The sequence below is a fragment of the Streptomyces sp. NPDC043680 genome (genome assembly GCF_056436685.1).
The window spans coordinates 51,285-74,362 of the sequence record NZ_JBWKCE010000015.1 but is presented as its reverse complement, the minus strand read 5'-3'; the positions used below and the strand labels follow the sequence as shown (position 1 = coordinate 74,362).

The window sequence follows — 23,078 nt, the reverse complement described above, 5'->3', positions numbered from 1 at the left end:
TGGGGATACGTGGGGGTTCGTCCCGTGATCCGGATCACAAGGGGGAGCTGCTGCCGCCAAATTACGGGCGGGTAGTAAGACAGGGAAGTTACGCGTTGGTAAAAAGCTGCCGTGTCGCTACGCCGCGAGTGTGCCTCTGGCGATGACATGGGGGCCGAAGCGCGCCCGCACCCGGTCCGTGACGGCCTCCAGCCGTCGGGCCTTCTCGTCCTGCGGGTCGAAACTCAGCTGGTGCACGGCCCGTTCGGCCGGAGTGAGGTCCTCCAGGCGCAGTGCCAGCGCGCGCACCCGCGCCCGCTGGAGCCCGAGTCCCGCGTACAGCCGGTACGCCGCGGAGGTCAGGGCGGCCGAGTGCGCGGTGGGTTCGGCCAGGGTCCTGGTACGGGTGAGGGTGGTGCGGTCGGAGCAGCGGACGGTGAGGGAGACGGCCCGGCAGACCTGCTGCTGCGTACGGAGCCGGGCGCCGAGCTCCTCCGTCAGCGAGAGCAGCGCACGGCGGTGCCGTACGGGATCCAGCTCGTCGAGGCCGAAGGACCGTTCGGCGGCCAGCGAGCGCGCCGCGGCACCCGGCCGGACCGGGCTGCGGTCGATGCCGAGGGCGCGCTCGTGCACCTCCCGCCCGGCCCGGGCTCCGAGGATGCGGCGCAGGGTGGCCGGCGGGGCGGCGGCGACCCGGCCGACCGAGTCGAGGCCGTACGAGCACAGCGTCCGGGCGGCCTTCGGGCCGACCCCGTCCAGGGCGGCCACGGGCTTGGCGGCCAGGAACTCCCGTACGGCGGCGGGCTCGTCCGGGATGACCAGGGTGCGCCCGGGCCGGGCCTCGCGGACCGCCATCCGGGCCAGCAGGGGGTTCCCGGCGGCGCCGATGGCGCAGTCCACCCCGTACAGCGCGAGGCAGCGGACCCGGATCAGGGCCGCCAGCCGGGCCGGGCCGCAGCCGAAGTAGCGCAGAGCGCCGCGGACATCGGCGAGGACGGTGTCGGGCGGGAGGGCCTGCACCACGGGCGTGAACCCGCCGAGCAGTGCGAGCACGCCCGCGTACGCCTGCGCGTCGAGCGGTTCGCCGTCGACGCGTCGCAGCCGCAGGCACAGCACCGTGGGGACGGCGGGGGCGTTCATCCCGCGCTCCCCGGACTGGAGTGCCACAGCTTGCGGCCGGTCGCGGCCCGGTCACCGGCCGGCTGGAGGTCGGCCCACGGGTTCATCTCGTACCCGGTGGGCAGGTGGATGCGGCGGCCGGAGTCCCCGCGGGCCCCGGGCGCACCGGTGGCCGACCCCGGCTCCGCAGCCGCCCCGGGCCCCGGCATCGGCTCCGTCAGCCGCGCCGCGACCGCGTCCAGGCCGCCCGCCGCCCGCAGTTCCACCAGCTCCGCCAGGTCCCAGGCCGCCGCGCCGACCACGCTCAGGCTCTGTGGTCCGCGCCGCTGCACGACCCCCCGCACCAGCAGCAGGAACGAGTGGAAGATGGTGTGCGCGCACGCCTCGTGGCTGTCGTCGAAGAAGGCCAGGTCGACCAGGCCTGTCCCGTCGTCCAGCGTCGTGAAGATGACCCGCCTGCCCGATCGGACGGGCGGAGTCTGGGTGGCCGCCTTGGCCCCCGCGACCAGCACCGTCCGGCCGTGCTCGACCTCGCGCAGCCGACGGGCCGGGGTCACCCCGAGCTCCGCCAGGAAGTCGTGGTGGTCCGCCATCAGGTGCCGCGAGGTGTCCATGCCGAGGACGCCCAGCTCCGCGCTGAGCCGTTCCGCCTCGTTCAGGTCGGGCAGGCCGACCGAGGCCGTGGACCGGCCTCCGTCCAGCGGGAGTTGGGGGGTGCCGCGGACGCCCGCCGCGCGCTGGGCGCCGTGCAGCTCGGAGACGTGCAGCAGCAGGTCCCGCCGGTTGGCGCCGAAGGCGTCCAGGGCGCCCACTTGCGCGAGCCGCTCCGCCACCGGCCGGCCCGGCCGGGCCCGGTCCCAGAAGTCGCGCAGCGATCCGTACGGCTGCCCCTGCTCGATCCGGGCCGCCTCCGCCTCGCTGATGCCGTGGACGTCGGCCAGGGCGAGCCGGAGCCCCCACACCACAGGCGTCTCGGACACCAGTTCGATGCGGTGGGCGACCGCCGAGCGGTTCACGTCCAGCGGCAGCACCGGCACCCCGCGCCGCCGCGCGTCCGCCAGCAGCAGCCGCTTCGGGTACATCCCGGGGTCGTGCGTGAGCAGTCCGGCGTAGAAGGCCGCCGGGTGGTGCGCCTTGAGCCACGCCGACTGGTAGGTGGGGACGGCGAAGGCCACCGCGTGCGCCTTGCAGAAGCCGTACGAGCCGAACGCCTCCACGATCTCCCAGGTCCGGCCGATCACCTCCGCCGTATGGCCCCGGGCGGCCGCCTTCGCCGCGAACCACACCTTGATCCGCGCCTGCGACTCCGGGTCGGACAGGCCGCGCCGCACCCGGTCCGCCTCGTCGCGCCCGCAGCCGGTCATGACGTGCACGATCTCGATGATCTGCTCGTGGAAGACCACCACCCCGTACGTCTCGCGCAGCGCGGGCTCCAGGTCCGGGTGCGGGAAGCGGACCGGGGCCCGGCCGTGCCGGGCCTCGATGAACGGACGCACCATGTCGGCGGCCACCGGCCCCGGCCGGAACAGCGAGATGTCGACGACCAGGTCGTGGAAGGTCGACGGCTGCAGCCGCCCCACCAGGTCCCGCTGACCCGGGGACTCGATCTGGAAGCAGCCCAGCGTCTCGGCCGAGCGGATGAGCTCGTACGTCGCCCGGTCGCCCGGCGGTACCTGCGCCGGGTCGTCGAGGTCGAGCTCCTGCCCCGTGCCCCGCCGGATCTCCGCGACCGCGTGCGCCATCGCGGACTGCATCCGCACGCCCAGCACGTCGAGTTTGAGCAGCCCGAGGTCCTCCACGTCGTCCTTGTCGAACTGCGACATGGGGAAGCCCTCGCCGCTGGTGGGCACCACGGGGGTGCGCTTCAGCAGCGAGGCGTCGGAGAGCAGCACCCCGCACGGGTGCATGGCGATCCCGCGCGGCAGCCCGTCCAGCGCCTCCACCAGCTCCCACAGCCGGCCGTGCTCCTCTTCCCGTACGCCGCGCAGCTCGGGCAGCTCCGCCAGGGCCGCGCGGGCGTCGCGGGCCCGGATGTGCGGGAAGGCCTTGGCGAGCCGGTCGACGACGGCCGGATCCATGGACAGGGCGGCGCCGACGTCGCGGACGGCGTGCCGGACCCGGTAGGTCTCGGGCATGGACACGGTGGCGACCCGCTCGGTGCCGAACCGGTCGATGATCCGCCGGTAGACCTCCAGCCGGCGGGCCGACTCCACGTCGACGTCGATGTCGGGCAGGACGCGGCGGCGCTTGGACAGGAAGCGCTCCATCAGCAGGCCGTTCGCGACGGGGTCGGCGTGGGCGATGCCGAGCAGGTGGTTGACGAGGGAGCCGGCGCCGGAGCCGCGGGCGGTCACGCGGATGCCCATCTCCCGTACGTCGTCCACGACTTGGGCGACCGTCAGGAAGTAGGAGGCGAAGCCGTGGTAGGCGATGATGTCGAGCTCGTGCTGCATCCGCTCCCAGTACGCGGCGTCGCCGGCGTAGCCGCGCAGCACCATGGCGGCGGCGGCACGGGAGGCGAGGACCCGCTGCGCGGTGCGGTGGGCCGCACCGACGAGGTGCGCCTCGGGGAAGTGCACGGAGCCCATGCCGAGATCGTCCTCGGCGTCCACCGCGCAGGCCTCGGCGGTGTTCCGGGTCTCGGCGAGCAGCCGGCGCGCGTCGGCCGGGCGCAGTCCCGCGGCCTGGGCGATCCGGTCGGCGGCCGCGGCCATGGCGGCCGGGTCCTTGAGCCAGCGTTCACCGCTGTCCAGGGGCCTGCGCGGGTCGATGGGGACCAGCCGGCGGGCCGCGTCGAGGATGTCGGCGACCGGGCCCTGCCCGGGGTCGGCGTACCGGACGGCGTTGGTCAGCACGGCCGGGATCCCCTGCTCGGCGGCGAAGCCGAGGGTACGGGCGGCCAGCCGCAGCGAGCCGGGGCCGGTGCCGGTGCGGCCGTGGTGGACGACCTCCAGGCGCAGGGAGTCCCCGTAAACCTCCCGCCAGGGTGCGAGCAGCCGGGTCGCCCGGTCGGGGCGTCCGGCGGCGAGTGCCCGCCCGACCTCGGAGTCGGGTCCGAGCAGGACGTACACCCCTTCGCCGCGCAGGTCCGCCCAGGGCAGCACGGGCAGGGCCTCCCGGCCGGCCCCGGCCGCCGCGTGGGCCGCGGTGACCATCCGGCACAGCTCGGCCCAGCCGGTGGCGCCGTCGCGGGCCAGGAAGACGGCCCGGGGCGCGGACTCGTCCACGAAGGCGCCGCCCTTGACGGGGGTCCGCCGCCGGTAGGACGCCTCGCCGGAGCCGGGACCGGACCCCGAGCCGGAGGAGCTTGAGCCGGAGGAACCGGAGCCGGAGGAGCTTGAGCCGGAGAAACCGGAGCCGGGAGAACCGGAGCCGGGGAAGCCCGAGGCGGAGGAGCCCGGTCCGCCCGGCCGCGCCGCGCCCGGCGGGGACGCCACCGCCAGGTCCACCCCGAACAGGGGGCGGATCCCCGCATCCGCGCACGCCTTGGCGAACCGCACGGTCCCGGCCAGGCTGTCGCGGTCGGTCAGCGCCAGCGCGTCCATGCCCCGCTCGGCGGCACGCTCCGCCAGCCGTTCCGGGTGCGAGCCTCCGTAGCGCATGGAGAACCCCGAAACGGTGTGCAGATGCGTAAACCCAGGCACCCGCGGCCTCCTGCTTCGCTCGATTCGCCCAAGACTCCTTCGACCTCCCCTGTCCCCACCATAGAGCAATTCGAATACCCGTGCGAAACGTTTGTTCGATCATCCATTCGGTCCTCCCCTGCTGCGTCGGACCCCCGGTCGGCCGAGCGTGTGAGACATGACCCAGACCCCCAGCCCAGGTCCCGCCGGCGGTTTCCTCGCCGAGATCAAAGACGCCGTGACCCTCCGGGCCGCTCTGCTGGTCCTCGGCGTACTGGCGCTCCAGCTCGCCTTCATCACCTCGTACATCGGGGCCTTCCACCACCCCGGGCCCAGCGGGATCCCGCTCGCCGTGACCGCCCCCGCCGCGCCGGCCGCCGGGCAGGCCGTACAGCAGCTGCGGTCCCTGCCCGGCAAACCGCTCGACCCGCACGCCGTCAAGGACGAAGCCGCCGCGCTCGCCCAGATCAGGAACCGGACCGTGGACGGGGCGCTGATCATCGACCTGTCCGGCCCGACCGACCGGCTGCTCGTCGCGAGCGGCGCCGGAGCCTCGCTCTCCCAGGCCCTCGAACAGGTCGTCGGCCTCGCCGAGAAGGCCCAGGGCCGCGGCCTCCGGGTCACCGACGTGGCACCGGCCGACGCGGGCGACGCCCGCGGGTTGAGCTCCTTCTACCTCGTCATCGGCTGGTGCGTCGGCGGCTACCTGTGCGCCGCCATCCTCGCCATCAGCGCCGGCGCCCGGCCCGCCAACGCCGCCCGCGCCGTCGTCCGGCTGGGGGCGCTGCTGCTGTACGCGATCGCCGCCGGGCTGCTCGGCACGGTGATCGCGGGCCCGGTCCTGGGCGCGCTGCCCGGCAGCGTCATGGGGCTGTGGGGCCTGGGGACGCTGGTCGTCTTCGCCGTCGGCGCGATCACCCTGGCCTTCCAGGGCCTGGCGGGGGTGGTGGGCATCGGCCTGGCGATCCTGCTGGTCGTGGTGTTCGGAAACCCGAGCGCGGGAGGGGCGTACCCCTACCCGCTGCTCCCGCCGTTCTGGAAGGCCATCGGCCCGGCCCTGCCGCCGGGCGCGGGGACGTACGCCGCGCGCTCGATCACGTACTTCCGGGGCAACGGCCTGGCCGGGCCCATGCTGGTGCTGGCCGCATGGGCCGCCCTCGGCTCGGCGGTGACCCTGGCGTGCGCGGTCTTCCGCCGGGGCCGCCCGGGGCCCTTCGAAGAACCGGAACCGAGACCGGAACCGGAGCCGGGCCGGGAGGCGGCGGGCCTGTGAAAACGCCCCGGGCGTGGCGGTCCGACGAGGACGCAAGGCCCGGGCGCGCCCGGCGCGTCGGCCCGGCGGCTCGAAGAGCCGGTCGGCGTGGCGCAGGGCGTGACGGCCGGCCTGGTACCGGCGGGAGTCGAGCGCGGGCGGCGGCCCGATCCGGTACCGGGACGGGGAGTCGAGCAGGAACGGCCTGGCGGTGCGGTTGCCGTACTGGGCGGCGGGGGCGTACCCGTCGGGTGTCGGCTGCCGGCCCCCGGGCGCGGTGTCGAGCTGCGGTGCGCGGGCGGGGGCGAGGGCCACGAGGGCGTCGTGGACGGCGGAGACGACGGCCGCGTCCTGGAACGGCGCACGGTCGCACCCGGCGGGCGCTCCGCGGGCGGCGCGGGCGGCGGCGAGCCGGCTGATCGCCCAGGTACGGCTGTCGGCGGAGACGCCCGTCCCCTCGGGACGTGCCGAGGAGACTCGTCAACGCCGAGCTCCCGCTCGGTGGTTCGGGCGGGAGCTCGGGTTCGTGCCGTGCGTGCCGGGCGGGTACTACCCGGCCGGTGGCGTCAGTAGACGCTCACCCCGTAGGCGTTGAGGGCTTCGACGACGGGCTGGAAGAAGGTGGTTCCGCCCGAGGTGCAGTTGCCGCTGCCGCCCGAGGTGAGGCCGATGGCGCGGGTGCCGGAGTACAGCGGGCCGCCGCTGTCGCCGGGCTCGGCGCACACGTTGGTGCGGATCATGCCGTAGACGATGTCTCCGCCGCCGTAGTTGACGGTGGCGTTCAGGCCGGTCACCGAGCCGCTGTGGGTGCCGGTGGTGGAACCGCGCCGGGTCACGGACATGCCGACGGTGGCGTTGGCGGCGCTGGTGATGTCCTGGCTGCCGACGGTGCCCGCGTGGGCGAGGGAGGTGTTGTCGTAGCGGATCAGGCCGTAGTCGTTGGTGGGGAAGCTGGAGCCCACGGTGGCTCCGATGGTGGTGCTGTGCGAGGAGTTGGTCCACCAGGTGCCGGCGCCGTCGGTGCAGTGGCCGGCGGTCAGCACGTAGTAGGTGGTTCCGCTGCGCACGTTGAAGCCGAGCGAGCAGCGCCAGCCGGAGGCGTAGATGGCGTCGCCGCCGGAGATCAGCTTCCTGAGCTTGCCGGGGATGCGCTCGATGCGCAGGGCCGCGGCGTCCGCTCCGGCCTCGCGCTTGATCTTGGCGATGTCGGTGGCGGAGACCGTGGAGTCGGCCGTGACCACGAGGGTTCCGCTGGCGGGGTCGGTGTACCAGGCGGTGCCGGCGACGTCGGCACGCTGGACGGAGGCGCCGGCGGCGGCGAGCCGGGCCGCGCTGAAACCGCTGTCCGCGCTGGCGGCGGTGGGGGCGGCGAGCCCGGCGACGGCGGCCAGGCCGGCTGCCACCGCGAGCAGCCTGGTACGGGTAACGCTCTTGATCCTCACTTCTCGTCCTCCCGGGAGGGATCGGGGGCCCGGCGGACGTGGGGGCGCCGGAGCCCGTGAGGCGCAGCCGGGGGTACGGCGGGCGCACTGAGATTTCGTCGTGCTCCTGACAAGCCCCCGAATGGCGCTGTCGGGAGTGTCCCGGCGTCAGATACGGGCGGCAAGGGCATCTTTCAGCCTCCGCGCGCCCGCTTCCACCGGGAACGGCAAGGCGTTCCCGGGCAGCGGGAACGGGCAGGTGAAGTGATCGGCGAAGGCGTCGTCACCGGTGCAGGGCCCGCCGTCCGGACGGAGGCCGCCCCGGGCACGCGCGGCCGGCCGCACTCCGGCGCCGGTGGCGCGCCACTGCCCGGGAACGGCCGGAATTCGCCCCTCCGGGTGATCGGCGGGCCCGGGGAGCCTCCCGGTCGAGGTCCGGGAGGAGGCGCCGGTGGAGGAGGGCGGGCCGTACGGGGCGCGCACAGCCGCCCTCCGATGCTCGTGCCGGGCCCGCCGCGCGGTCTTCGGATCGTCTGCGTCACCGCTGGTATCGCTGATATCACTCATGCCGCTCACCCCTTCCACACCGGTCGGGACGGGAACCGTTCAGTAGGCCGTCCGGACCTGTGCGGGTACGACAGGGGCTCAGCAGCCGTCGCAGGGGCAACAGCAGCAGCCGTCGCACCCGCAGTCGCAGTTGCCGCAGCCCGGGTCGCCGCAGTCGCAGGCATCGCACCAGGCGTCCCGCTTCTTGCGGGACCACGGACCCTCGTAGTCGGTGCAGCACAGCTGGCAGGTGCAGAACAGCCCGATGGCCACGGCGCATCCCGCGAGCAGCCCGCGGCGCGGCTTCTGCGGGGGCACCCCGCCCCCCGGACCCGTGGGCGGCGGCATCCCGGGGCCGCCGGGCCCGCCTGCGCCGCCCCCGTACGGGTTCCCGCCGTGGGCGCCCCCGCCGTACGGGTTCCCTCCGTACGGGGTCGAACCGTACGGGGCCGAGCCGTAGGGAGCCGAGCCGTACGGGGCCGATCCGTACGGGCTGCCCGGCCCCGGGCCGTAGCCGGGCGGCGGGGCTCCGTGACCGCCCTGCCCGGCGGAGTTCACGCCCGTGTGCCCGCAGCCGGAGACCCCGAAGGCCCGGTCCACCGAGGTGCGCAGCTCGTGCACCAGCAGCCGGTGGGCCAGCCCCGCGTCGGTGAACTCGACCTCCCGCAGCGCCAGCCGGATGCCTTGCAGGGCGTCGTCGCACAGCCGCCGGGCCTCGGCGAGCGGGGTCCCGGTGGCGGTCAGCGGGTTCCAGGCGCCCGCCGCGGCGTCGGCGGCCTGGTCCTCCACGGCGTCGAGCAGGTGCGCGAGCCGCCCGAAGTAGCGGCCCGCCTCGGCGAGCGGGGCGGCGTTGCCTGGACGTCCGGCCAGCTGCGCGGTATGGGCGAAGGCGGCGGCCGTCGCGGTCTCCGTGGGCTCGGTCACCACGAGCACCGAAGTGCCGGGGCCGGCGAGCGTCTCGATGCCCGCCTGCCGGTCCACCGCGTCGACGAGGACCGCCGTGTCGAAGCCGAGCGAGGCCCCGGTGCGGGCGCCGGCCCGGTCCCAGCCGCGGGCCACCTTCCGGGCGGCGGCGGCTATCGGGGCGCGGGCCAACAGCCCGTCCCGGTCGGCGACGTGGTCCCGTACCTTCGCGGAGGCCAGGACCAGCGAGACGGCGGCCGCGAGCCGCGCCCCCTCCCCGTTGGCCACCGAGGCCGTCCGCATCCCGCGCAGCGGGCAGGGCCCGGCGGTGCGCCGGGAGCCGGGCGCCGGTCCCGACTGAGCGTCCGTCAGAACGGAGACGAGCAGCCCGTCGTAGTTGGTGACGATCCTCGCGAACTGGCCGTGGTCCCCGCGAAGTGCCAGGCAGAGCCCGCACAGATGAGCCATCCACTCCGTCTTGAACCGCTCGCCCAACCGGTGCGTGCAAGGCCTGACGATGCCGAACAATCTGGCTCCCCCGTGTGTCGTGCGCGTGATGGACGGGCATCGTATCCAGCCCGGTCGTTCACCCGTACGCCCCGGCTGCTCACCCGGAAGACGGCACCGGTCGTATTTTCACTCACTCAGCAGCCGTAGCCATCAGCAACCTTGACCGTGCAACGGATGTTCTGCACCAGTACCGTCACGAAAGCCGTGCGCGGCAGCTATCCACTTGGCGCGTTGTCAGCATCATGGACGACCATAGGGGCAGCGGAGAGAAGACAACTGACCGCGGTGAAAGGAGGCGTCCATGGGTTCGGTACGCAAGGCGAGTGCCTGGTTGGGTCTCGTGGAGGACAGCGACGACGAGCGGTACTACGACGACGACTACGCGGAGGCGGCCCAGGGTTCCGTCGCGGGACCGGGCGACCAGTGGGCCACCGATCCCCGGGTCAGGGTGGCGTCGGAGTCGGCCGTCGAGCAGGGCCGCCGGATCGCGACGGTCACCCCGGACGGCTTCCGTGACGCGCGCGGCATCGGCGAGCTGTTCCGCGAGGGCGTCCCGGTGATCGTGAACCTGTCGTCGATGGAGCCCGCCGACGCCAAGCGCGTCGTCGACTTCGCGGCCGGTCTGACCTTCGGCCTGCGCGGCTCGATCGAGCGGGTGGCGACCAGGGTCTTCCTGCTGACCCCGGCCGACACCCAGATCGTGAGCGGCGAGCCCGCCGGCCGCTCGCGCGACTTCTTCAACCAGAGCTGAGCAGGGCTCTCACCGGAAGGCGTCGAGCCCGGTGAGCGCCTTGCCCAGCACCAACTGGTGCATCTCGACGGTGCCCTCGTAGGTGAGGACAGATTCGAGGTTGGTGGCGTGCCGCATGACGGGGTATTCGAGCGAGATCCCGTTGGCGCCCAGGATGGTCCGCGCGGTGCGGCAGATCTCGATGGCCTCGCGGACGTTGTTGAGCTTGCCGAAACTGATCTGCTCCGGCCGCAGGGTGCCCGCATCCATCCGCCGGCCCAGGTGGTGGGCGAGCAGGATGCCCTTGTGGAGCTCCAGCGCCATGTCGGCGAGCTTCGCCTGGGTGAGCTGGAAGCCGCCGATCGGCTTGCCGAACTGCTCCCGCGTCTTCGCGTAGTCGAGCGCGGACTCGAAACTGGCGCGCGCCGCGCCCATCGCCCCCCAGACGATCCCGTACCGGGCGTGGCTGAGACAGCCCAGCGGTCCCTTGAGCCCGGTGACGCCCGGAAGCACCGCGTCCGCGGGCAGGCGGACGTCGTCCATCACCAGTTCGCTGGTCACCGAGGCGCGCAGCGACCACTTGTGCTTGATCTCCGGCGCCGAGAACCCGGCGGAGTCCGTGGGGACCGCGAAGCCGCGGATGCCCTCGTCGGTCTGCGCCCAGACCACGGCCACCGAGGCGACGGATCCGTTGGTGATCCACATCTTGCGGCCGGTGAGCACCCAGTCGCCGCCGTCGCGCTTGGCGTACGTGCGCATCGCGGCCGGGTCGGAGCCGATGTCGGGCTCGGTGAGGCCGAAGCAGCCGATCAGCTCGCCCGCCGCCATGCCCGGCAGCCAGCGCTGCTTCTGCTCTTCGGAGCCGTACTTCCAGATCGCGTACATGGCGAGCGAGCCCTGCACGGAGACCAGGGAGCGGATGCCGGAGTCTGCGGCCTCCAGTTCCAGGCAGGCGAGCCCGTACTGCACCGCGGTGGCGCCGGCGCATCCGTAGCCCTGGAGGGACATCCCGAGCGCCCCGAGCGCGCCGAGCTCACGTGCGATCTCCCGGATCCCGGGGAGCTCGCCGCGCTCGTACCAGTCGGCGATGTGCGGCAGGATCCGGTCGGCGGCCCAGGTGCGAACGGTGTCGCGGATGGCGAGGTCCTCGGGGCTGAGGAGCTCGTCGAGCCCGAGCGGATCGGTGGGTACGAAGGACACGGGGCCTCCCGGCGGGCCTGAGCGGTAAACCTAGCGGTGCAAGTTTGTCCGTCCTTTAGCCCCGGGTCCACCCCCCGCCGCCTGCGGCGGAGCGGGAGGGGATCAGCCGGTGCGGCGGCCGAGCGCCGTGTCCCGTTCCGGCTGCGCCGGGCCGGGGACCCTGGCCCCCGCCGGGGCCGGCACGCACGGGGCGGCGGGTACGGCCGCCTGCGCGGGGAGGCGTACCTGCCCGGGCTCGGCAAGGGCCGCACCGGCTTCGGCCGCGCCGGCCTCGGTGGCGCAGTCCATGGCGCGCGGCAGCTTCAGCGCCATCACCGCGCCCGCGAGCAGCAGTCCGGCACTCACCAGCAGCGTGACGTGCAGTCCGTGGACGAAGGAGTGCCGGGCCGCGGCGAACAGCGCCGCTCCGGCGCCGCCCCCGAGATGCCCGGCGATCTGGTAGGCCTCGCCGAGCGAGTTCGCCGCATGCGCGGAGTCCGCCGCCGAGACCCCGGGCACGTGCAGCAGCCCCGGCGCGTAGGCCGCGTTCATGACGCTGCCGAGCAGCGCGATGCCCATGCCCGCGCCCAGCTGGTACGAGGTCTCGCCTATGGAGGCCGCGCCGCCGGCGGTGGCCGCCGGAGCCTCGCTCAGCATCGACTCGTACGCCGCGAACAGCGTGGTCTGGAGGCCGAAGCCGAGCACGACGAAACCCACCGTGAGCAGCACCGGCCGGTCCTGCTGCCCCATGAGGGTCAGCAGCAGCACGGCGAAGGCCGTCAGGAGGAAGCCGAGCGACACCATCGTGCGCGGCCCGATCCGGGCCAGCGTGTACGAACCGGTGGCGCCCGCGGCCATCGCGGCGAAGGTCAGCGGCAGCAGCCGCAGGCCGGTCTGCAGCGGGCTGAGGTCCAGCACCAGCTGGAGGTACTGGACCGCGATCAGCTCCAGGCCGACCAGCGCCAGCATGGCGAGCACGATGCACCCGACGGACGTCGAGAAGGCCGCCCGCGAGAACATCCGCATGTCGATGAGGGGGTGGGGGCGCCGCTTCTGCCGCCGTACGAACAGGATCAGCAGCGCCGCGCCGAGCGCCAGCGGCGCCAGCGCGTACGGGTCGAGGAGGGCGCGCTCGGCGCCGAGCCGCTTGACCCCGAGGACCACACCGAGCACGCCGCCGGCCGCCGTCAGGGCGCCGAGCACGTCCCACGGCCCGTCGCAGGAACCCTTGGACTCCGGCAGCAGCCAGCGCCCCAGCGGGAGGATCAGCGCCATCAGCGGGATGTTGATGAGGAAGACCGACCCCCACCAGAAGTGCTGGACGAGGAAGCCGCCGAGCACGGGTCCGCTCGCCGCGCCGATGGCGGCCACGGCCGTCCAGATGCCGATGGCCAGGGCCCGCTCGCGCCGGTCGGGGAAGACCTGGCGCAGGATCGACAGCGTGGCGGGCATGATCATCGCGCCGCCGATGCCGAGCAGCGCGCGGGCGGCGATGAGCACCTGGGCGTTGTCGGCGAGGGCGGCGACGGCGGAGGCCGCGCCGAACAGCCCGTAGCCGAGCAGGAGTATCCGGCGCCGGCCGACCCGGTCGCCGAGGGTGCCGAAGAGGATCAGCAGCGCGGCGCAGACGAGCGGGTAGGCGTCGACGACCCACAGGAGCTCGATCGGACCGGGGCGCAGGTCCTCGGTGATGGAGGGGACGGCGACGTGCAGGATCGTCGCGTCGAGCGCGACGAGGACCAGGCTGACGCAGAGGACCGCGAGGACGACCCAGCGGTCGGCCCCGCCGGACACCGTGGCCAGCCTCCCCCGGACACCGTTCGGGGCTGCCGACGGCCGGAGGGAGGCCGCGTCGCTGTCGGCGGTCCTGCGGCCGGACGCGTTCGTCCCCGACATGCATGTACCTCCAGATGATCGCTCGCACTCGGCGGACCAGCGTCTTGTGAGCCACGGTGGTGGTGCGCCGTACGGCTTCCTTCGGGGGTCCGGCATCGACACGCGAGTGAAGGGTCAGCGTACGCGAGTTCGCCTGCCCGCCACGTGGCCAAGCTCTCATCGCGGCGGCGGCCGCACTGTGGGGTACGCCACTCGCCCCCCTCCTCCGCCGCCGTCGCGCGCCTCCGACTGCGTACACGCGTGGTCGCCTGCCACGGTTCTGGGCCCGTCGGCCGCTGAGCCGCCACCGATAATCATGCCTGTGGAAGATCTTGGATTTCGCCGGGCCGCGCCCGCACTCGCCGTCTTCGCGGGCGTCCGGCTGCTCGGTCTGGCGGTGCTCGCGGTGTGGGGTGCGGCCGTCGGCAGCAGCCCGCACACGCTGCTGTCGGCGCGCTGGGACTCGCTCTGGTACGCCGGCATCGCCGCGCGGGGATACGGGTACGAGGTGGTCCTCCCGAACGGGGACGTCCACTCGAACCTGGCGTTCTTCCCGCTGCTGCCCTGGCTGGAGCGGCTGGTGGCGGCGCCGACCGGGCTGTCGTACGGCTCCGCGGGCCTGGTGGTCTCGGCCATCGCGGGGCTGGCCGCGGCCTGGGGGATCTTTGCCGTCGCCGATCTGCACCACGGCCGCCGGGCGGGGGTGTGGGCCGTGGCGCTGTGGGCCGCGCTGCCCGTCGGCATCGTGCAGTCCATGGCGTACAGCGAGTCGCTGTTCACCGCCCTGGCCGCCTGGGCGCTGTACGCGGCGCTGCGCGGGCGGTGGCTGACGGCGGGCCTGCTCGCGGCCGGCGCGGGGCTGACCCGCCCGGTCGGCGCGGCGGCGGTGGCGGCGGTCTGGGTGGCGGCCGTCCTGGCCTGGCGGCGCGGTGAGCGGTCGTGGCGGACGGCGGCGGGGGCTCTGCTGGCCCCGCTGGGCGCGGCGGCGTACGTGCTGTGGGTGGGGGCGCGGACCGGTGGCGCTCTGCTGGGCTACCTGGACGTGCAGGGAGGCTGGGGCAACGGCTTCGACGGCGGCCGGGCCTTCGCCCGGTTCATCGGGGCGAAGCTCGCCTCGGGCTCTCCCGGCGGCGTCGCCGCCGGGATCGGGCTGATCGCGGGCGTCGCGCTGGTGCTGTGGCTGTACGGGCTGTGCGTACGGCAGCGGCAGCCCGCCGCGCTGCTCGTGTACGGCGGGGTCGTGTTGGCGCTGGCGCTGTGTGCGTCGGCGTACTTCGGCTCCAAGCCGCGGCTGCTCCTGCCCGCGTTCCCACTGCTGCTGCCGCCGGCGGTGGGGCTGGCGCGGTGGCCGACGGGGCGGGCGGCGGCGGTGCTGGGGGCGGTGGCCCTCGCCGCGGCGGGGTACGGCGCGTTCTGGCTGAACGGCTCGGGGCCCCCGTAGGACCTCTTGAGCCCTCGTTGGGGCCGTCGTGGGCGTCGGCGGGCCGCCGTGGACGCCGGTGGGCCGCCGTGGACGCCGGTGGGCCGCCGTGGACGCCGGTGGGCCGCCGTGGACGCCGGTGGGTCCCCACATCACGGAATGGATCATTCCGATCCATCTTTGAGCAAAGTAAATGGGTCGGAGCGATAAATCCCGGGTAAGTGTGCGAAACAATGGCCAGGCCAATGGAACAGGCCGCTCCAACTAATGGCCATATCCCAGGAATTCACGCCGCGTGAGACCAACTCCACATCACATGGTCATCACAAAGCCCGCGATTCGACCGGGCCGCCCATCGGCGCGCGGTAACGTCGATTGAGTGCGTACCGACCAAATCCTGACCCGTCTGGAGCGGGTCTTCGCCCGGCTGGACCGGGAACCAGAGCGACCGGCTCATCTGCAAACGCCGCGGATGAGCCGGCACCGCGTCGTGCTCCTGGGATCGACCCTCGCCTTCTACCTGGCGATCGTGGTGGCCGTGCTGACCACGTCCTGGCTCGTCCGCCTGGACTGGCAGGTCATGTTCTTCCGGCCCTACGAGCAGTGGCCGCAGCTGCACGCCTTCCTCGACTACCTGGTGGTCCTGGGCCAGCGCGGACCCACCGCGGTCATGGTCGCCGCATGGCTCGGCTGGCGCTCCTGGCGGCAGCACACCCTGCGCCCGCTGATCACCCTCGGCGTGTCGCTGCTGCTCCTCAACATCACGGTGGGCTCCGTCAAGCTCGGCCTCGGCCGCCTCGGCCCGCACTACGCCACCCGCATCGGCTCGGCCGAACTCTTCGCGGGCGGCGATATATTTCCTTCCGGCCACACCGCCAACGCCGTCGTGACCTGGGGCATCCTGGCCTACCTGGCCTCCACGGTGCGGACCCGGCGGGTCCTGTCCGTCTTCTCCGCGGTCGTCTCGCTGAGCGTCGGCGCCACCACCGTCTACCTGGGCACCCACTGGGTCAGCGACGTGCTGCTGGGTTGGTCCGCGGGCCTGCTGATCATGCTGGCGCTGCCCTGGTTCGAACCGCTCATCGCCGGGGTGGAGGCCTGGGTCTTCGAGATGCGCGAGCGGCAGCGCCGCCGGCTGGAGGCCGGCACGGTGCCCGCCCCGCTCGCCGCCCTGCTCACCCCGCTGCTCTCGGCGGGCGGCAAGTGGCAGCTGCGGCCCGTGGCCGCAGCTGCCGGAGCCGGCGGAGACCGGGAGCCCGTCGCCGTGCCCGTCGCGGCGTCCACGCCGGCATCGGCGACCCCGGCCGGCCACACGCCGACGCCCCGGCCGGCCGCACACCTGCCCGGCCGGCCGCACCTGATCCGGTCCGAGCGGACGCCGCTCACCCCGGCAGGCAGCCGCCGGCCGGCCCACACGGAGCGGGCCGCGGCCGCCCGGGGGACGGCCGCCCGTCCGGCGACCGGGGGCTGAGCCGCTCCCGTACGCGAGTGCGCGGGGCCGGTACGCACCACCTCTCCCCGCACACCGGACGAACCGTGGCGGGCCGAGCCACCACCCGGCCCGCCCCGGTCGTCCGTACCCCGAAATCTCCGGAACGTCAGCGCGGCGCCCGGACGTTCCTCCGAACCGGGTCACGCTTGGGTCACGGAATGTCGACAGTTCTTTGACAGGCCCGACTTCGGCCGACCCGCCCGGAAGGACGGCGCAAGCCGCCCCTTCCCATTCTTTTTCCGGCCGCGACACGCCCGGCGGACATACCGTTTTCGTATTCCTTCCCGAAGCCCGGGAATTCCGCTGGAGGATTGCGTTGGACCACCACGCGCCCGCCCGTGAGTCCCCCTCAGTTTCCTTACATCTTCTCCACGGCCCGCCCGAGAAGGTCCCGGGCGGCCCGGATCCGATCGGTCAGCTCCGGCGGCTCGACCACCTCGAACTCACAGCCGAGCAGCATCACGTGAATGACGAGTACGTCCAGGTTCACGGCGCCCGTGCGCAACAGGCAGCTCTCCTCGTCGAGCGGCTCCACGGCGCCTTCGCTCGGCCCGATGATCCGGGCCGCCTGCTGGGCGGGAAGCTTCAGGCGCAGCACCGCCCGGGCGGCGTAGGCCGCCTGCGACACGCCGCGCGAGACGTACGCGGCGAGGTCCTGCGCCGGCGCCGGGCGCGGAGGGAACCGGGGCCCGTGCGGGGGTCTCGGCTCGATCCGGTCGGCGCGGAAGGTGCGCCAGTCCTCCCGGTCCAGGTCCCAGGCCACCAGGTACCAGCGCCGCTCGCTGCACACCAGCCGGTGCGGCTCGACCACCCGGCGGCTGACCCGGCCCTCGTGGTCCCGGTACCCGAAGCGGAGCCGCTCGCCGTCCCGGCACACGGCGGCGAGCTCGGTCAGCACGGACGGGTCGACTCCGGCCGGTGCCGGGTCGCGCAGCATCGGCACGGTGAACTCGTTGAGCGCGGACACCCGCCGGCGCAGCCGGCCGGGGAGCACCTGCTCCAGTTTGGCCAGCGCCCGTACGGAGGCCTCGCCGATCCCCTCGACCCCGTTCCCGGCAGCCGTCCGCAGCCCGACGGCGACGGCCACGGCCTCGTCGTCGTCGAGCAGCAGCGGCGGCAGCTCGGCACCGGCGCCCAGCTGGTAGCCGCCGCCGGTGCCGGGGCTGGCGTTCACCGGATAGCCGAGCTCCCGCAGCCGGTCCACGTCCCGGCGCACCGTCCTCGGGGTGACGCCGAGCCGCTCCGCGAGGTCGGCGCCGGTCCATTCACGGTGGGCCTGCAGGAGCGACAGGAGACGCAGCAGTCGGGCGGAGGTATCCAGCATGCCGAGCAGTCTGCCAGCGCCACTTCACCCCACCGCCTGCCGCCCGCACCGCCGCAGCCGCCGCTCTCACCGAGGCCAGGGGAGCCGGGGAAGCCACCGGAGCGCCGGTCCCACCGGGGCCACCGGCCTCGCGTGCCTCGCGGCAGCCGCCGCTCCGGCCGGACCGGCCGGCTTCGCCGGGGTCGCCGGGGCCGCCGGCCTCGTGGGGGGCGGCGGTTTCGGCGGAGCGGTCACCGAAGCCGTCGGCACCGGGGCCTGGGTCGCCGGGCCCGCCGGTGCCACCGGATTCGGCGGAGCCGTTGGGGGCGGCGGTGGGGGCAGGGTGAGCAGGGTGCCCACCGTCAGCGTCTGCGGGTCCGGGCCGATCAGCTCCCGGTTCGCCTCGTACAGCGCCTGCCGCCCGCCGTTGACCCGGCGGCGTCGGGCGATGCCGTCCAGGGTGTCCCCCGCCCGGACCACGTGCATCCGCCCCGCCAGTCCGTACCGCTTCGAGCAGACCGGCCAGGCTTCCCATCCCTGGAGTCCCAGCACCTCCTCCCCCACCCGGATCTGCTGTTCCCGGGTCGCCAGGTCGGCCCGCGCCGCGAAGACCAGGCCCCCGTGCCCCTCCCATGTCGGCTGCCGGAACTGCAGGCCTCCGTAGAAGCCGTTACCGGTGTTGACCGACCAGCGGCCGCTGCTCTCGCAGTCGGCCACACAGTCCCAGGGCCACTCCCCGCCCGGACCGCAGTCCCCCGGCCCGCTCCCGATCATCCCGGGCGAGCCGGGGTGCGCCGCCCCGGCGGGTCCGGGCGCCGGGGGCGGCGGAGCCGCGCCGGCGCCCGACGGGAGTACGAGGACGAGCGCCAGCGCGGCAGCGGCAGCGGCGGCCGCCGGGACGGCCCGCCGGATCCGGAGGTCGGGCATCGCGTCACGCTACGCAGCCGCGTACCTCCTGCCCTCCCCTGCCACGCCGCCCGCCGCACGGCCCACCCGGTCGGCCGACCCGCCACCGCCCTCCCACCCCGTCCAAACGGCCAGCACCGAGCATCAACTGGGCACAAAGAGAAAAGAGTTGACAGGAAAGCGAAGCGGCGGTCGGACCGTTCACCCCTCCGGGGGCCAGGTTCGATTCCGTTCCCTCAAACGGCGTGACCCCGGCCGCCGCTCCGCCGTTGAGCCCGGCGAGCCGGGAACCGCCCGGCCGCCCCTGCTCGCCTAGTCCGAGGAGCCACCCCGTGCCCCGCATGCTCGACGTCAGTGATGAGGTACGTGCCGAGATCGGTGACGAAGAAGCCGAGAGGCTGCTCACCGGCGACGACGCACCGCGCAGCTACGACTGCACCTCCTGCCGCACCCCGGGGGACCCCGAGACCGACCGCACCAGCACGGTGCTGTTCGTCGGCGAGGAGACGGCCGTCCTCGCCTTCGCGCACGCCGGATGCATTCCCTCGCAGGTGGTCTCCGTCTCGGAGGAGCAGCTGCAGGGCGCCGTGCGCAGCATCACCGGTGACAGCCCGGCCGCCGCGGGCGAGGCGCCCGGCGGCGGCGCCCCGCAGAACGTCCCCGGTGGCCAGGCCGTGCTCGGCATCACCAGCGGCCTGATCCTGATCGGCGGCGAGCTGCACCCGGCGCTGGTGGTCGAGCCGACCGCGCCGATCGCCCGCCCCGGCACCACCGGGCCCGGCGACGACTTCCTGCCGCTCCTCATCGAGCAGGGGTTCATCCCCGTCACCGACACCACGGAGCTGCCCTCCCCGCTCGGCGGCTGGTCGATCCTGCTCGCCGCCGGGCAGCTGCACGCCGTACTGCAGCCCGGCTCCGAGGGCGGCGGCCAGGTCGCCTGGTGGCAGGCCCACCAGGCGCTCTCGGTGACCGACGGCTGGCGGGCCGCCGTGAACAAGACGCAGCGCGTCCTCGTCTACGCCGCCCCGGTCGGCTCCATCGGCCAGCAGCCCCGCGAGGACCTGCTGCGCGACGCCCTGGACAAGGCCGCGGCGGCCGGCAAGCTGGTCGCCGCGTCGATGCCGCTGGCGGGCACCCCTGGCGCCTGACCCGCGGAACTTCGGGCCCCGCTCCCCGACGGCCGCCCCGCCCCCTGACGAGGGAGTGGGGCGGCGTGCGTCGGGGGGCGGGGCCCCGTCCCGTACTCCCCCGGCGACCGCCCGGACAGGCCCCGGCGATCTGCGTTTTCTGCTGCCTGCCCCGCATCCGCAGGGCGCCGGGTTCGTTGGCTGATACGTGCATTCATACGACCCCTCCCGCGCCCCTGCCCATCCGAGCACCGTCTCCCCGATGCGCTCCGCACGGGACCGGGACACCGCTCCGGCCGCCGTCTCGCACACCCCGATCTACGACACGCTGTACTCGGAGTACCTGCGGGCCTTCCGGGCCCTGCCGGGCGACCGCACGGGCGAGGAGGACCTCGGCTTCACGGCGTTCTCCTACGGGGGCGCGTACGCCGGCGGCAACGCCTACGGCAATGGTGCGTACGGAAGCGGATGGAGCGGCTCCGGCAGCTCCGGCGCGTCCGGCAGCTCGTCGTGGCAGCCGGAGCCCTGGCAGCCCGCGTACACGCCCGCGCCGCAGCCCTCGTACGCCTACGCCGGCAGCACGACGAACGGGCGGCAGCACCAGACCGGGATGCAGCACATCCCGGCGGCCCTGCCGCCCGCTCCGCGCCGGGGCTACTGACCCCGGACCGCCCTACCGCACGACGGCGCCACCGCCGTCCCGCGCGCTACTTCTTCTTGTGCTGCGCGCCGCGCTTCTCGCGCACCCGGACGGAGATGTGGATCGGGGTGCCCTCGAAGCCGAACTCCTCGCGCAGACGGCGCTCGATGAAGCGCCGGTAGCCGTGCTCCAGGAAACCGGAGGCGAAGAGGACGAACCGCGGCGGCTTGCTTCCCGCCTGGGTGCCGAACAGGATGCGGGGCTGCTTGCCGCCGCGGATCGGGTGCGGGTGGGCGGCGACGACCTCGCCGAGGAAGGCGTTCAGCCGGCCGGTGGGGACGCGCGTCTCCCAGCCCGCGAGAGCGGTCTCGATGGCCGGGACCAGCTTCTCCATGTGACGGCCGGTCAGCGCCGAGACGTTCACCCGGGGCGCCCAGGAGACCTGCTGCATCTCGGTCTCGATCTCGCGCTCAAGGTAGTAGCGGCGCTCCTCGTCGAGCTCGTCCCACTTGTTGTAGGCGATCACGATGGCGCGGCCGGCCTCGACGGCCATGGTGATGATGCGCTGGTCCTGGACGCTGATCTTCTCGGTCGTGTCGATCAGGATGACCGCGACCTCCGCCTTCTCCACGGCGGCGGCCGTGCGCAGCGAGGCGTAGTAGTCCGAGCCCGTCTGGAGGTGGACCTTCTTGCGGATGCCGGCGGTGTCGATGAACTTCCAGGTGACACCGCCGAGCTCGATCAGCTCGTCGACAGGGTCGCGGGTGGTGCCGGCCAGCTCGTTGACGACGACCCGCTCCTCCTTCGCGACCTTGTTGAGCAGCGAGGACTTGCCGACGTTGGGGCGCCCGATGAGCGCGATCCGGCGGGGCCCGCCGACGGGAGTGCCGCCGAAGGTCTGCTCGGGCGCCTCCGGGAGGGCCTCCAGAACGGCGTCGAGCATGTCGCCCGTACCGCGCCCGTGGAGGGAGGAGACCGGGTGCGGCATGCCGAGGCCCAGCGACCACAGGGCGGCCGCGTCGGACTCGCCGCTCTGGCCGTCGACCTTGTTCGCGCACAGGACGACGGGCTTGCCGGCCTTGCGCAGCAGCTTGACGACGGCCTCGTCGGTGTCGGTGGCGCCGACCTTGGCGTCGACGACGAAGACGACCGCATCGGCGGTCTGGATGGCGTACTCGGCCTGGGCGGCGACGGAGGCGTCGAGGCCGAGCACGTCCTGCTCCCAGCCGCCGGTGTCGACGACCTTGAAGCGGCGGCCGGCCCATTCGGCCTCGTAGGTGACGCGGTCGCGGGTGACGCCGGGCTTGTCCTCGACGACCGCCTCGCGGCGGCCGATGATCCGGTTCACCAGGGTCGACTTGCCGACATTGGGGCGGCCGACGACGGCGAGCACGGGCAGCGGCCCGTGGCCGGCCTCCGCGATCGCGCCCTCGACGTCCTCGACGTCGAAGCCTTCCTCCGCGGCGAGCTCCATGAACTCCGCGTACTCGGCATCGCCAAGCGCTCCGTGGTCGTGCTGGTCGTTCATGAAGTCCGTTCCTCGTCGTTCGTGGTGGTCGGTGGTGCCCGCGCAGCGCGGTTCCACTACTGGGTTACTGGGTCAAGTCTCGCTCAGCGCCCGGTGAGGCGCTTGGCGTCGGCCAGGTGGGCGCTCAGCCGGCTCTGGATGCGCACGGTGGCCTCGTCCAGGGCGGTACGGGTGCGGCGGCCGGTGCCGTCGCCCGCGTCGAAGGCGGAGCCGAAGACGACGTCGACCCGGCTCTTGAAGGGCGGCAGCCCCCGTACGAGCCGTCCGCGGCGTTCGGTGCTGCCGAGGACGGCGACCGGCACGACGGGTGCGCCGCTGCGGACCGCGAAGTACGCGAGGCCGGCGCGCAGCGAGGCGAAGTCGCCCTCGCCGCGGGTGCCCTCGGGGAAGATCCCCAGGGCGCCGCCGTTCTCCAGTACCGCGAGCGCGCGGGTGATGGCGGTCCGGTCGGCCCCGGAGCGGTCCACCTTGACCTGCCCGATCCCCTCCAGGAAGGGACCGAGCGGGCCTATGAAGGCTTCCTTCTTGATCAGGAAGTGCAGCGGCCGGGGCGCGGTCCCCATGAGCATGGGCCCGTCGATGTTGTGCGCGTGGTTCACGGCGAGGATGACGGGGCCCGAGGCGGGGACGCGCCAGGCACCGAGCACCCGGGGCTTCCACAGCCCGTACATGAGCCCGATGCCGATCCGCCGGCCGACCGCCGCACCCTTGGCGGAGGGCGTTGCGCTCACGAGCGCTCCGCCCGCTTCTCCTCCACCAGGGTGACCACGCACTCGATGACCTGGTCGAGGGTGAGCTCGGTGGTGTCGACCTCGACGGCGTCGTCGGCCTTGGCGAGCGGGGAGGTCTTGCGGCCGGAGTCGGCCGCGTCCCGCTTGATCAGGGCTTCCCTGGTGGCCGCGAGGTCCGCGGCCTCCTTGCCGCGCAGCTCGCCGCTGCGGCGGGCGGCACGGGCCTCGGCGGAGGCGGTGAGGAAGATCTTCAGGTCGGCGTCGGGCAGCACGGTGGTGCCGATGTCCCGGCCCTCGACGACGATCCCGCCGTCGGCTTCGGCGGCGATGCTGCGCTGGAGCTCGGTGATGCGGGTGCGCACCTCGGGGACGGCGCTGACGGCGCTGACCTTGGAGGTGACCTCCTGGGTGCGGATCGGGCCGGACGCGTCCAGCCCGTCGACCGTGATGGTCGGTGCGCTCGGGTCGGTCCCGGAGACGATGCCGGGCTTGCCCGCGGCCACGGCGATGGCGTGCGGGTCGTCGGTGTCGACGCCGTTGGTGATCATCCACCAGGTGATGGCCCGGTACTGGGCACCGGTGTCCAGGTAGCGCAGCCCGAGCTTGGCGGCCACGGCCTTGGAGGTGCTGGACTTGCCCGTGCCGGAGGGACCGTCGATGGCGACGATCACGGCGGACGGAGCTGCGGTTTCCACGGTGCGGGCACCTTCCTGGTTGCGCGTACGTGTCCGGGCGCGCCAAAGCGCCCCTGCCCAAGGTTACCGGGCCCGGGCGCACCCGCCGCCCAAACGGTC

17 protein-coding genes are annotated in these 23,078 nt (G+C 73.9%); 6 read left to right on the top strand and 11 right to left on the bottom strand.

Translation table 11 applies throughout. The features are described from left to right. Positions 1 to 117: 117 nt before the first annotated feature. Entirely contained in the window at positions 118 to 1,119 is a 1,002-nt protein-coding gene (locus tag AC0666_RS25535) for a DNA polymerase Y family protein (protein ID WP_361715155.1), read from the bottom strand. Further along, entirely contained in the window at positions 1,116 to 4,742 is a 3,627-nt protein-coding gene (locus AC0666_RS25530) for a DNA polymerase III subunit alpha (protein WP_478708361.1), read from the bottom strand. The genes AC0666_RS25535 and AC0666_RS25530 overlap by 4 nt, the downstream gene beginning before the upstream one ends. 157 nt (positions 4,743 to 4,899) lie before the next feature. Between AC0666_RS25530 and AC0666_RS25525 the strand changes: the two genes are divergently transcribed. Beyond that, complete coding sequence (locus tag AC0666_RS25525; RefSeq protein WP_468972189.1) at positions 4,900 to 5,994, top strand: DUF3533 domain-containing protein; 1,095 nt, start codon at positions 4,900 to 4,902, stop codon at positions 5,992 to 5,994. A gap of 545 nt (positions 5,995 to 6,539) precedes the next feature. On the opposite strand, the gene AC0666_RS25520 is transcribed toward AC0666_RS25525, so the two are convergent. Both AC0666_RS25520 and AC0666_RS25515 read right to left on the bottom strand, forming a co-directional pair. Continuing rightward, entirely contained in the window at positions 6,540 to 7,415 is an 876-nt protein-coding gene (locus AC0666_RS25520) for a S1 family peptidase (protein WP_356849781.1), read from the bottom strand. A 624-nt stretch (positions 7,416 to 8,039) separates the two neighbouring features. After that, positions 8,040 to 9,371 carry a DUF5685 family protein gene (locus AC0666_RS25515; protein WP_478708360.1) on the bottom strand — a complete coding sequence of 444 codons (1,332 nt, stop codon included), beginning with the start codon at positions 9,369 to 9,371 and terminating at the stop codon, positions 8,040 to 8,042. A gap of 283 nt (positions 9,372 to 9,654) precedes the next feature. Here AC0666_RS25515 and AC0666_RS25510 point away from each other — a divergent pair, with 283 nt between their 5' ends. Next, positions 9,655 to 10,104: a cell division protein SepF gene (locus AC0666_RS25510; protein WP_468585904.1), complete on the top strand. Its 450-nt coding sequence runs from the start codon at positions 9,655 to 9,657 to the stop codon at positions 10,102 to 10,104. 9 nt (positions 10,105 to 10,113) lie between these two features. Here the strand turns inward: AC0666_RS25510 and AC0666_RS25505 are convergent, their stop codons facing one another. Continuing rightward, complete coding sequence (locus AC0666_RS25505; protein ID WP_468972184.1) at positions 10,114 to 11,283, bottom strand: acyl-CoA dehydrogenase family protein; 1,170 nt, start codon at positions 11,281 to 11,283, stop codon at positions 10,114 to 10,116. A gap of 102 nt (positions 11,284 to 11,385) precedes the next feature. Further along, the gene (locus AC0666_RS25500; protein ID WP_468972182.1) at positions 11,386 to 13,158 is read right to left on the bottom strand and encodes an MFS transporter; all 1,773 of its coding nucleotides are present in this window, start codon (positions 13,156 to 13,158) and stop codon (positions 11,386 to 11,388) included. Between the two features lie 295 nt (positions 13,159 to 13,453). On the opposite strand from AC0666_RS25500, the gene AC0666_RS25495 reads away from it, so the two are divergent. Together AC0666_RS25495 and AC0666_RS25490 are read left to right on the top strand one after the other, a co-directional pair. After that, positions 13,454 to 14,578: a hypothetical protein gene (locus AC0666_RS25495; RefSeq protein ID WP_478708359.1), complete on the top strand. Its 1,125-nt coding sequence runs from the start codon at positions 13,454 to 13,456 to the stop codon at positions 14,576 to 14,578. A 358-nt stretch (positions 14,579 to 14,936) separates the two neighbouring features. Beyond that, a complete protein-coding gene (locus tag AC0666_RS25490; RefSeq protein ID WP_468972178.1) occupies positions 14,937 to 16,028 on the top strand; it encodes a phosphatase PAP2 family protein in 1,092 nt (363 codons plus the stop codon). 379 nt (positions 16,029 to 16,407) lie between these two features. Here the strand turns inward: AC0666_RS25490 and AC0666_RS25485 are convergent, their stop codons facing one another. Then, positions 16,408 to 17,373, bottom strand: a complete 966-nt coding sequence (locus AC0666_RS25485) for a helix-turn-helix transcriptional regulator (protein WP_478708358.1) — start codon at positions 17,371 to 17,373, stop codon at positions 16,408 to 16,410. 66 nt (positions 17,374 to 17,439) lie between these two features. Beyond that, positions 17,440 to 18,279, bottom strand: a complete 840-nt coding sequence (locus AC0666_RS25480) for a transglycosylase family protein (RefSeq protein ID WP_478708357.1) — start codon at positions 18,277 to 18,279, stop codon at positions 17,440 to 17,442. 320 nt (positions 18,280 to 18,599) lie between these two features. Between AC0666_RS25480 and AC0666_RS25475 the strand changes: the two genes are divergently transcribed. Together AC0666_RS25475 and AC0666_RS25470 are read left to right on the top strand one after the other, a co-directional pair. Then, the gene (locus tag AC0666_RS25475) at positions 18,600 to 19,406 is read left to right on the top strand and encodes a hypothetical protein (RefSeq protein ID WP_468972278.1); all 807 of its coding nucleotides are present in this window, start codon (positions 18,600 to 18,602) and stop codon (positions 19,404 to 19,406) included. 241 nt (positions 19,407 to 19,647) lie between these two features. Continuing rightward, on the top strand, positions 19,648 to 20,046 hold the full coding sequence (locus AC0666_RS25470; RefSeq protein WP_468972171.1) for a hypothetical protein: 399 nt from the start codon (positions 19,648 to 19,650) through the stop codon (positions 20,044 to 20,046). 46 nt (positions 20,047 to 20,092) lie between these two features. Here AC0666_RS25470 and der read toward each other — a convergent pair whose 3' ends face one another. The 3 genes from der to cmk form a co-directional block, all read right to left on the bottom strand. After that, positions 20,093 to 21,553: a ribosome biogenesis GTPase Der gene (gene der, locus AC0666_RS25465; RefSeq protein ID WP_361715116.1), complete on the bottom strand. Its 1,461-nt coding sequence runs from the start codon at positions 21,551 to 21,553 to the stop codon at positions 20,093 to 20,095. An 83-nt stretch (positions 21,554 to 21,636) separates the two neighbouring features. Then, the gene (locus AC0666_RS25460) at positions 21,637 to 22,326 is read right to left on the bottom strand and encodes a lysophospholipid acyltransferase family protein (RefSeq protein ID WP_468972169.1); all 690 of its coding nucleotides are present in this window, start codon (positions 22,324 to 22,326) and stop codon (positions 21,637 to 21,639) included. Continuing rightward, positions 22,281 to 22,979, bottom strand: a complete 699-nt coding sequence (cmk, locus tag AC0666_RS25455; protein ID WP_468585896.1) for a (d)CMP kinase — start codon at positions 22,977 to 22,979, stop codon at positions 22,281 to 22,283. Before cmk ends, AC0666_RS25460 begins: the two co-directional genes overlap by 46 nt. Between the last annotated feature and the right edge of the window lie 99 nt (positions 22,980 to 23,078).

Bases quoted from the DNA above. Each gene is read 5' to 3' on its own strand.
- AC0666_RS25535 (WP_361715155.1), bottom strand. From the start codon at position 1,119: ATGAACGCCCCCGCCGTCCCCACGGTGCTGTGCCTGCGGCTGCGACGC.
- AC0666_RS25525 (WP_468972189.1), top strand. From the start codon at position 4,900: ATGACCCAGACCCCCAGCCCAGGTCCCGCCGGCGGTTTCCTCGCCGAG.
- AC0666_RS25510 (WP_468585904.1), top strand. From the start codon at position 9,655: ATGGGTTCGGTACGCAAGGCGAGTGCCTGGTTGGGTCTCGTGGAGGAC.
- AC0666_RS25500 (WP_468972182.1), bottom strand. From the start codon at position 13,158: ATGTCGGGGACGAACGCGTCCGGCCGCAGGACCGCCGACAGCGACGCG.
- AC0666_RS25495 (WP_478708359.1), top strand. From the start codon at position 13,454: ATGCCTGTGGAAGATCTTGGATTTCGCCGGGCCGCGCCCGCACTCGCC.
- AC0666_RS25485 (WP_478708358.1), bottom strand. From the start codon at position 17,373: ATGCTGGATACCTCCGCCCGACTGCTGCGTCTCCTGTCGCTCCTGCAG.
- AC0666_RS25480 (WP_478708357.1), bottom strand. From the start codon at position 18,279: ATGCCCGACCTCCGGATCCGGCGGGCCGTCCCGGCGGCCGCCGCTGCC.
- AC0666_RS25475 (WP_468972278.1), top strand. From the start codon at position 18,600: ATGCTCGACGTCAGTGATGAGGTACGTGCCGAGATCGGTGACGAAGAA.
- AC0666_RS25470 (WP_468972171.1), top strand. From the start codon at position 19,648: ATGCGCTCCGCACGGGACCGGGACACCGCTCCGGCCGCCGTCTCGCAC.
- der (WP_361715116.1), bottom strand. From the start codon at position 21,553: ATGAACGACCAGCACGACCACGGAGCGCTTGGCGATGCCGAGTACGCG.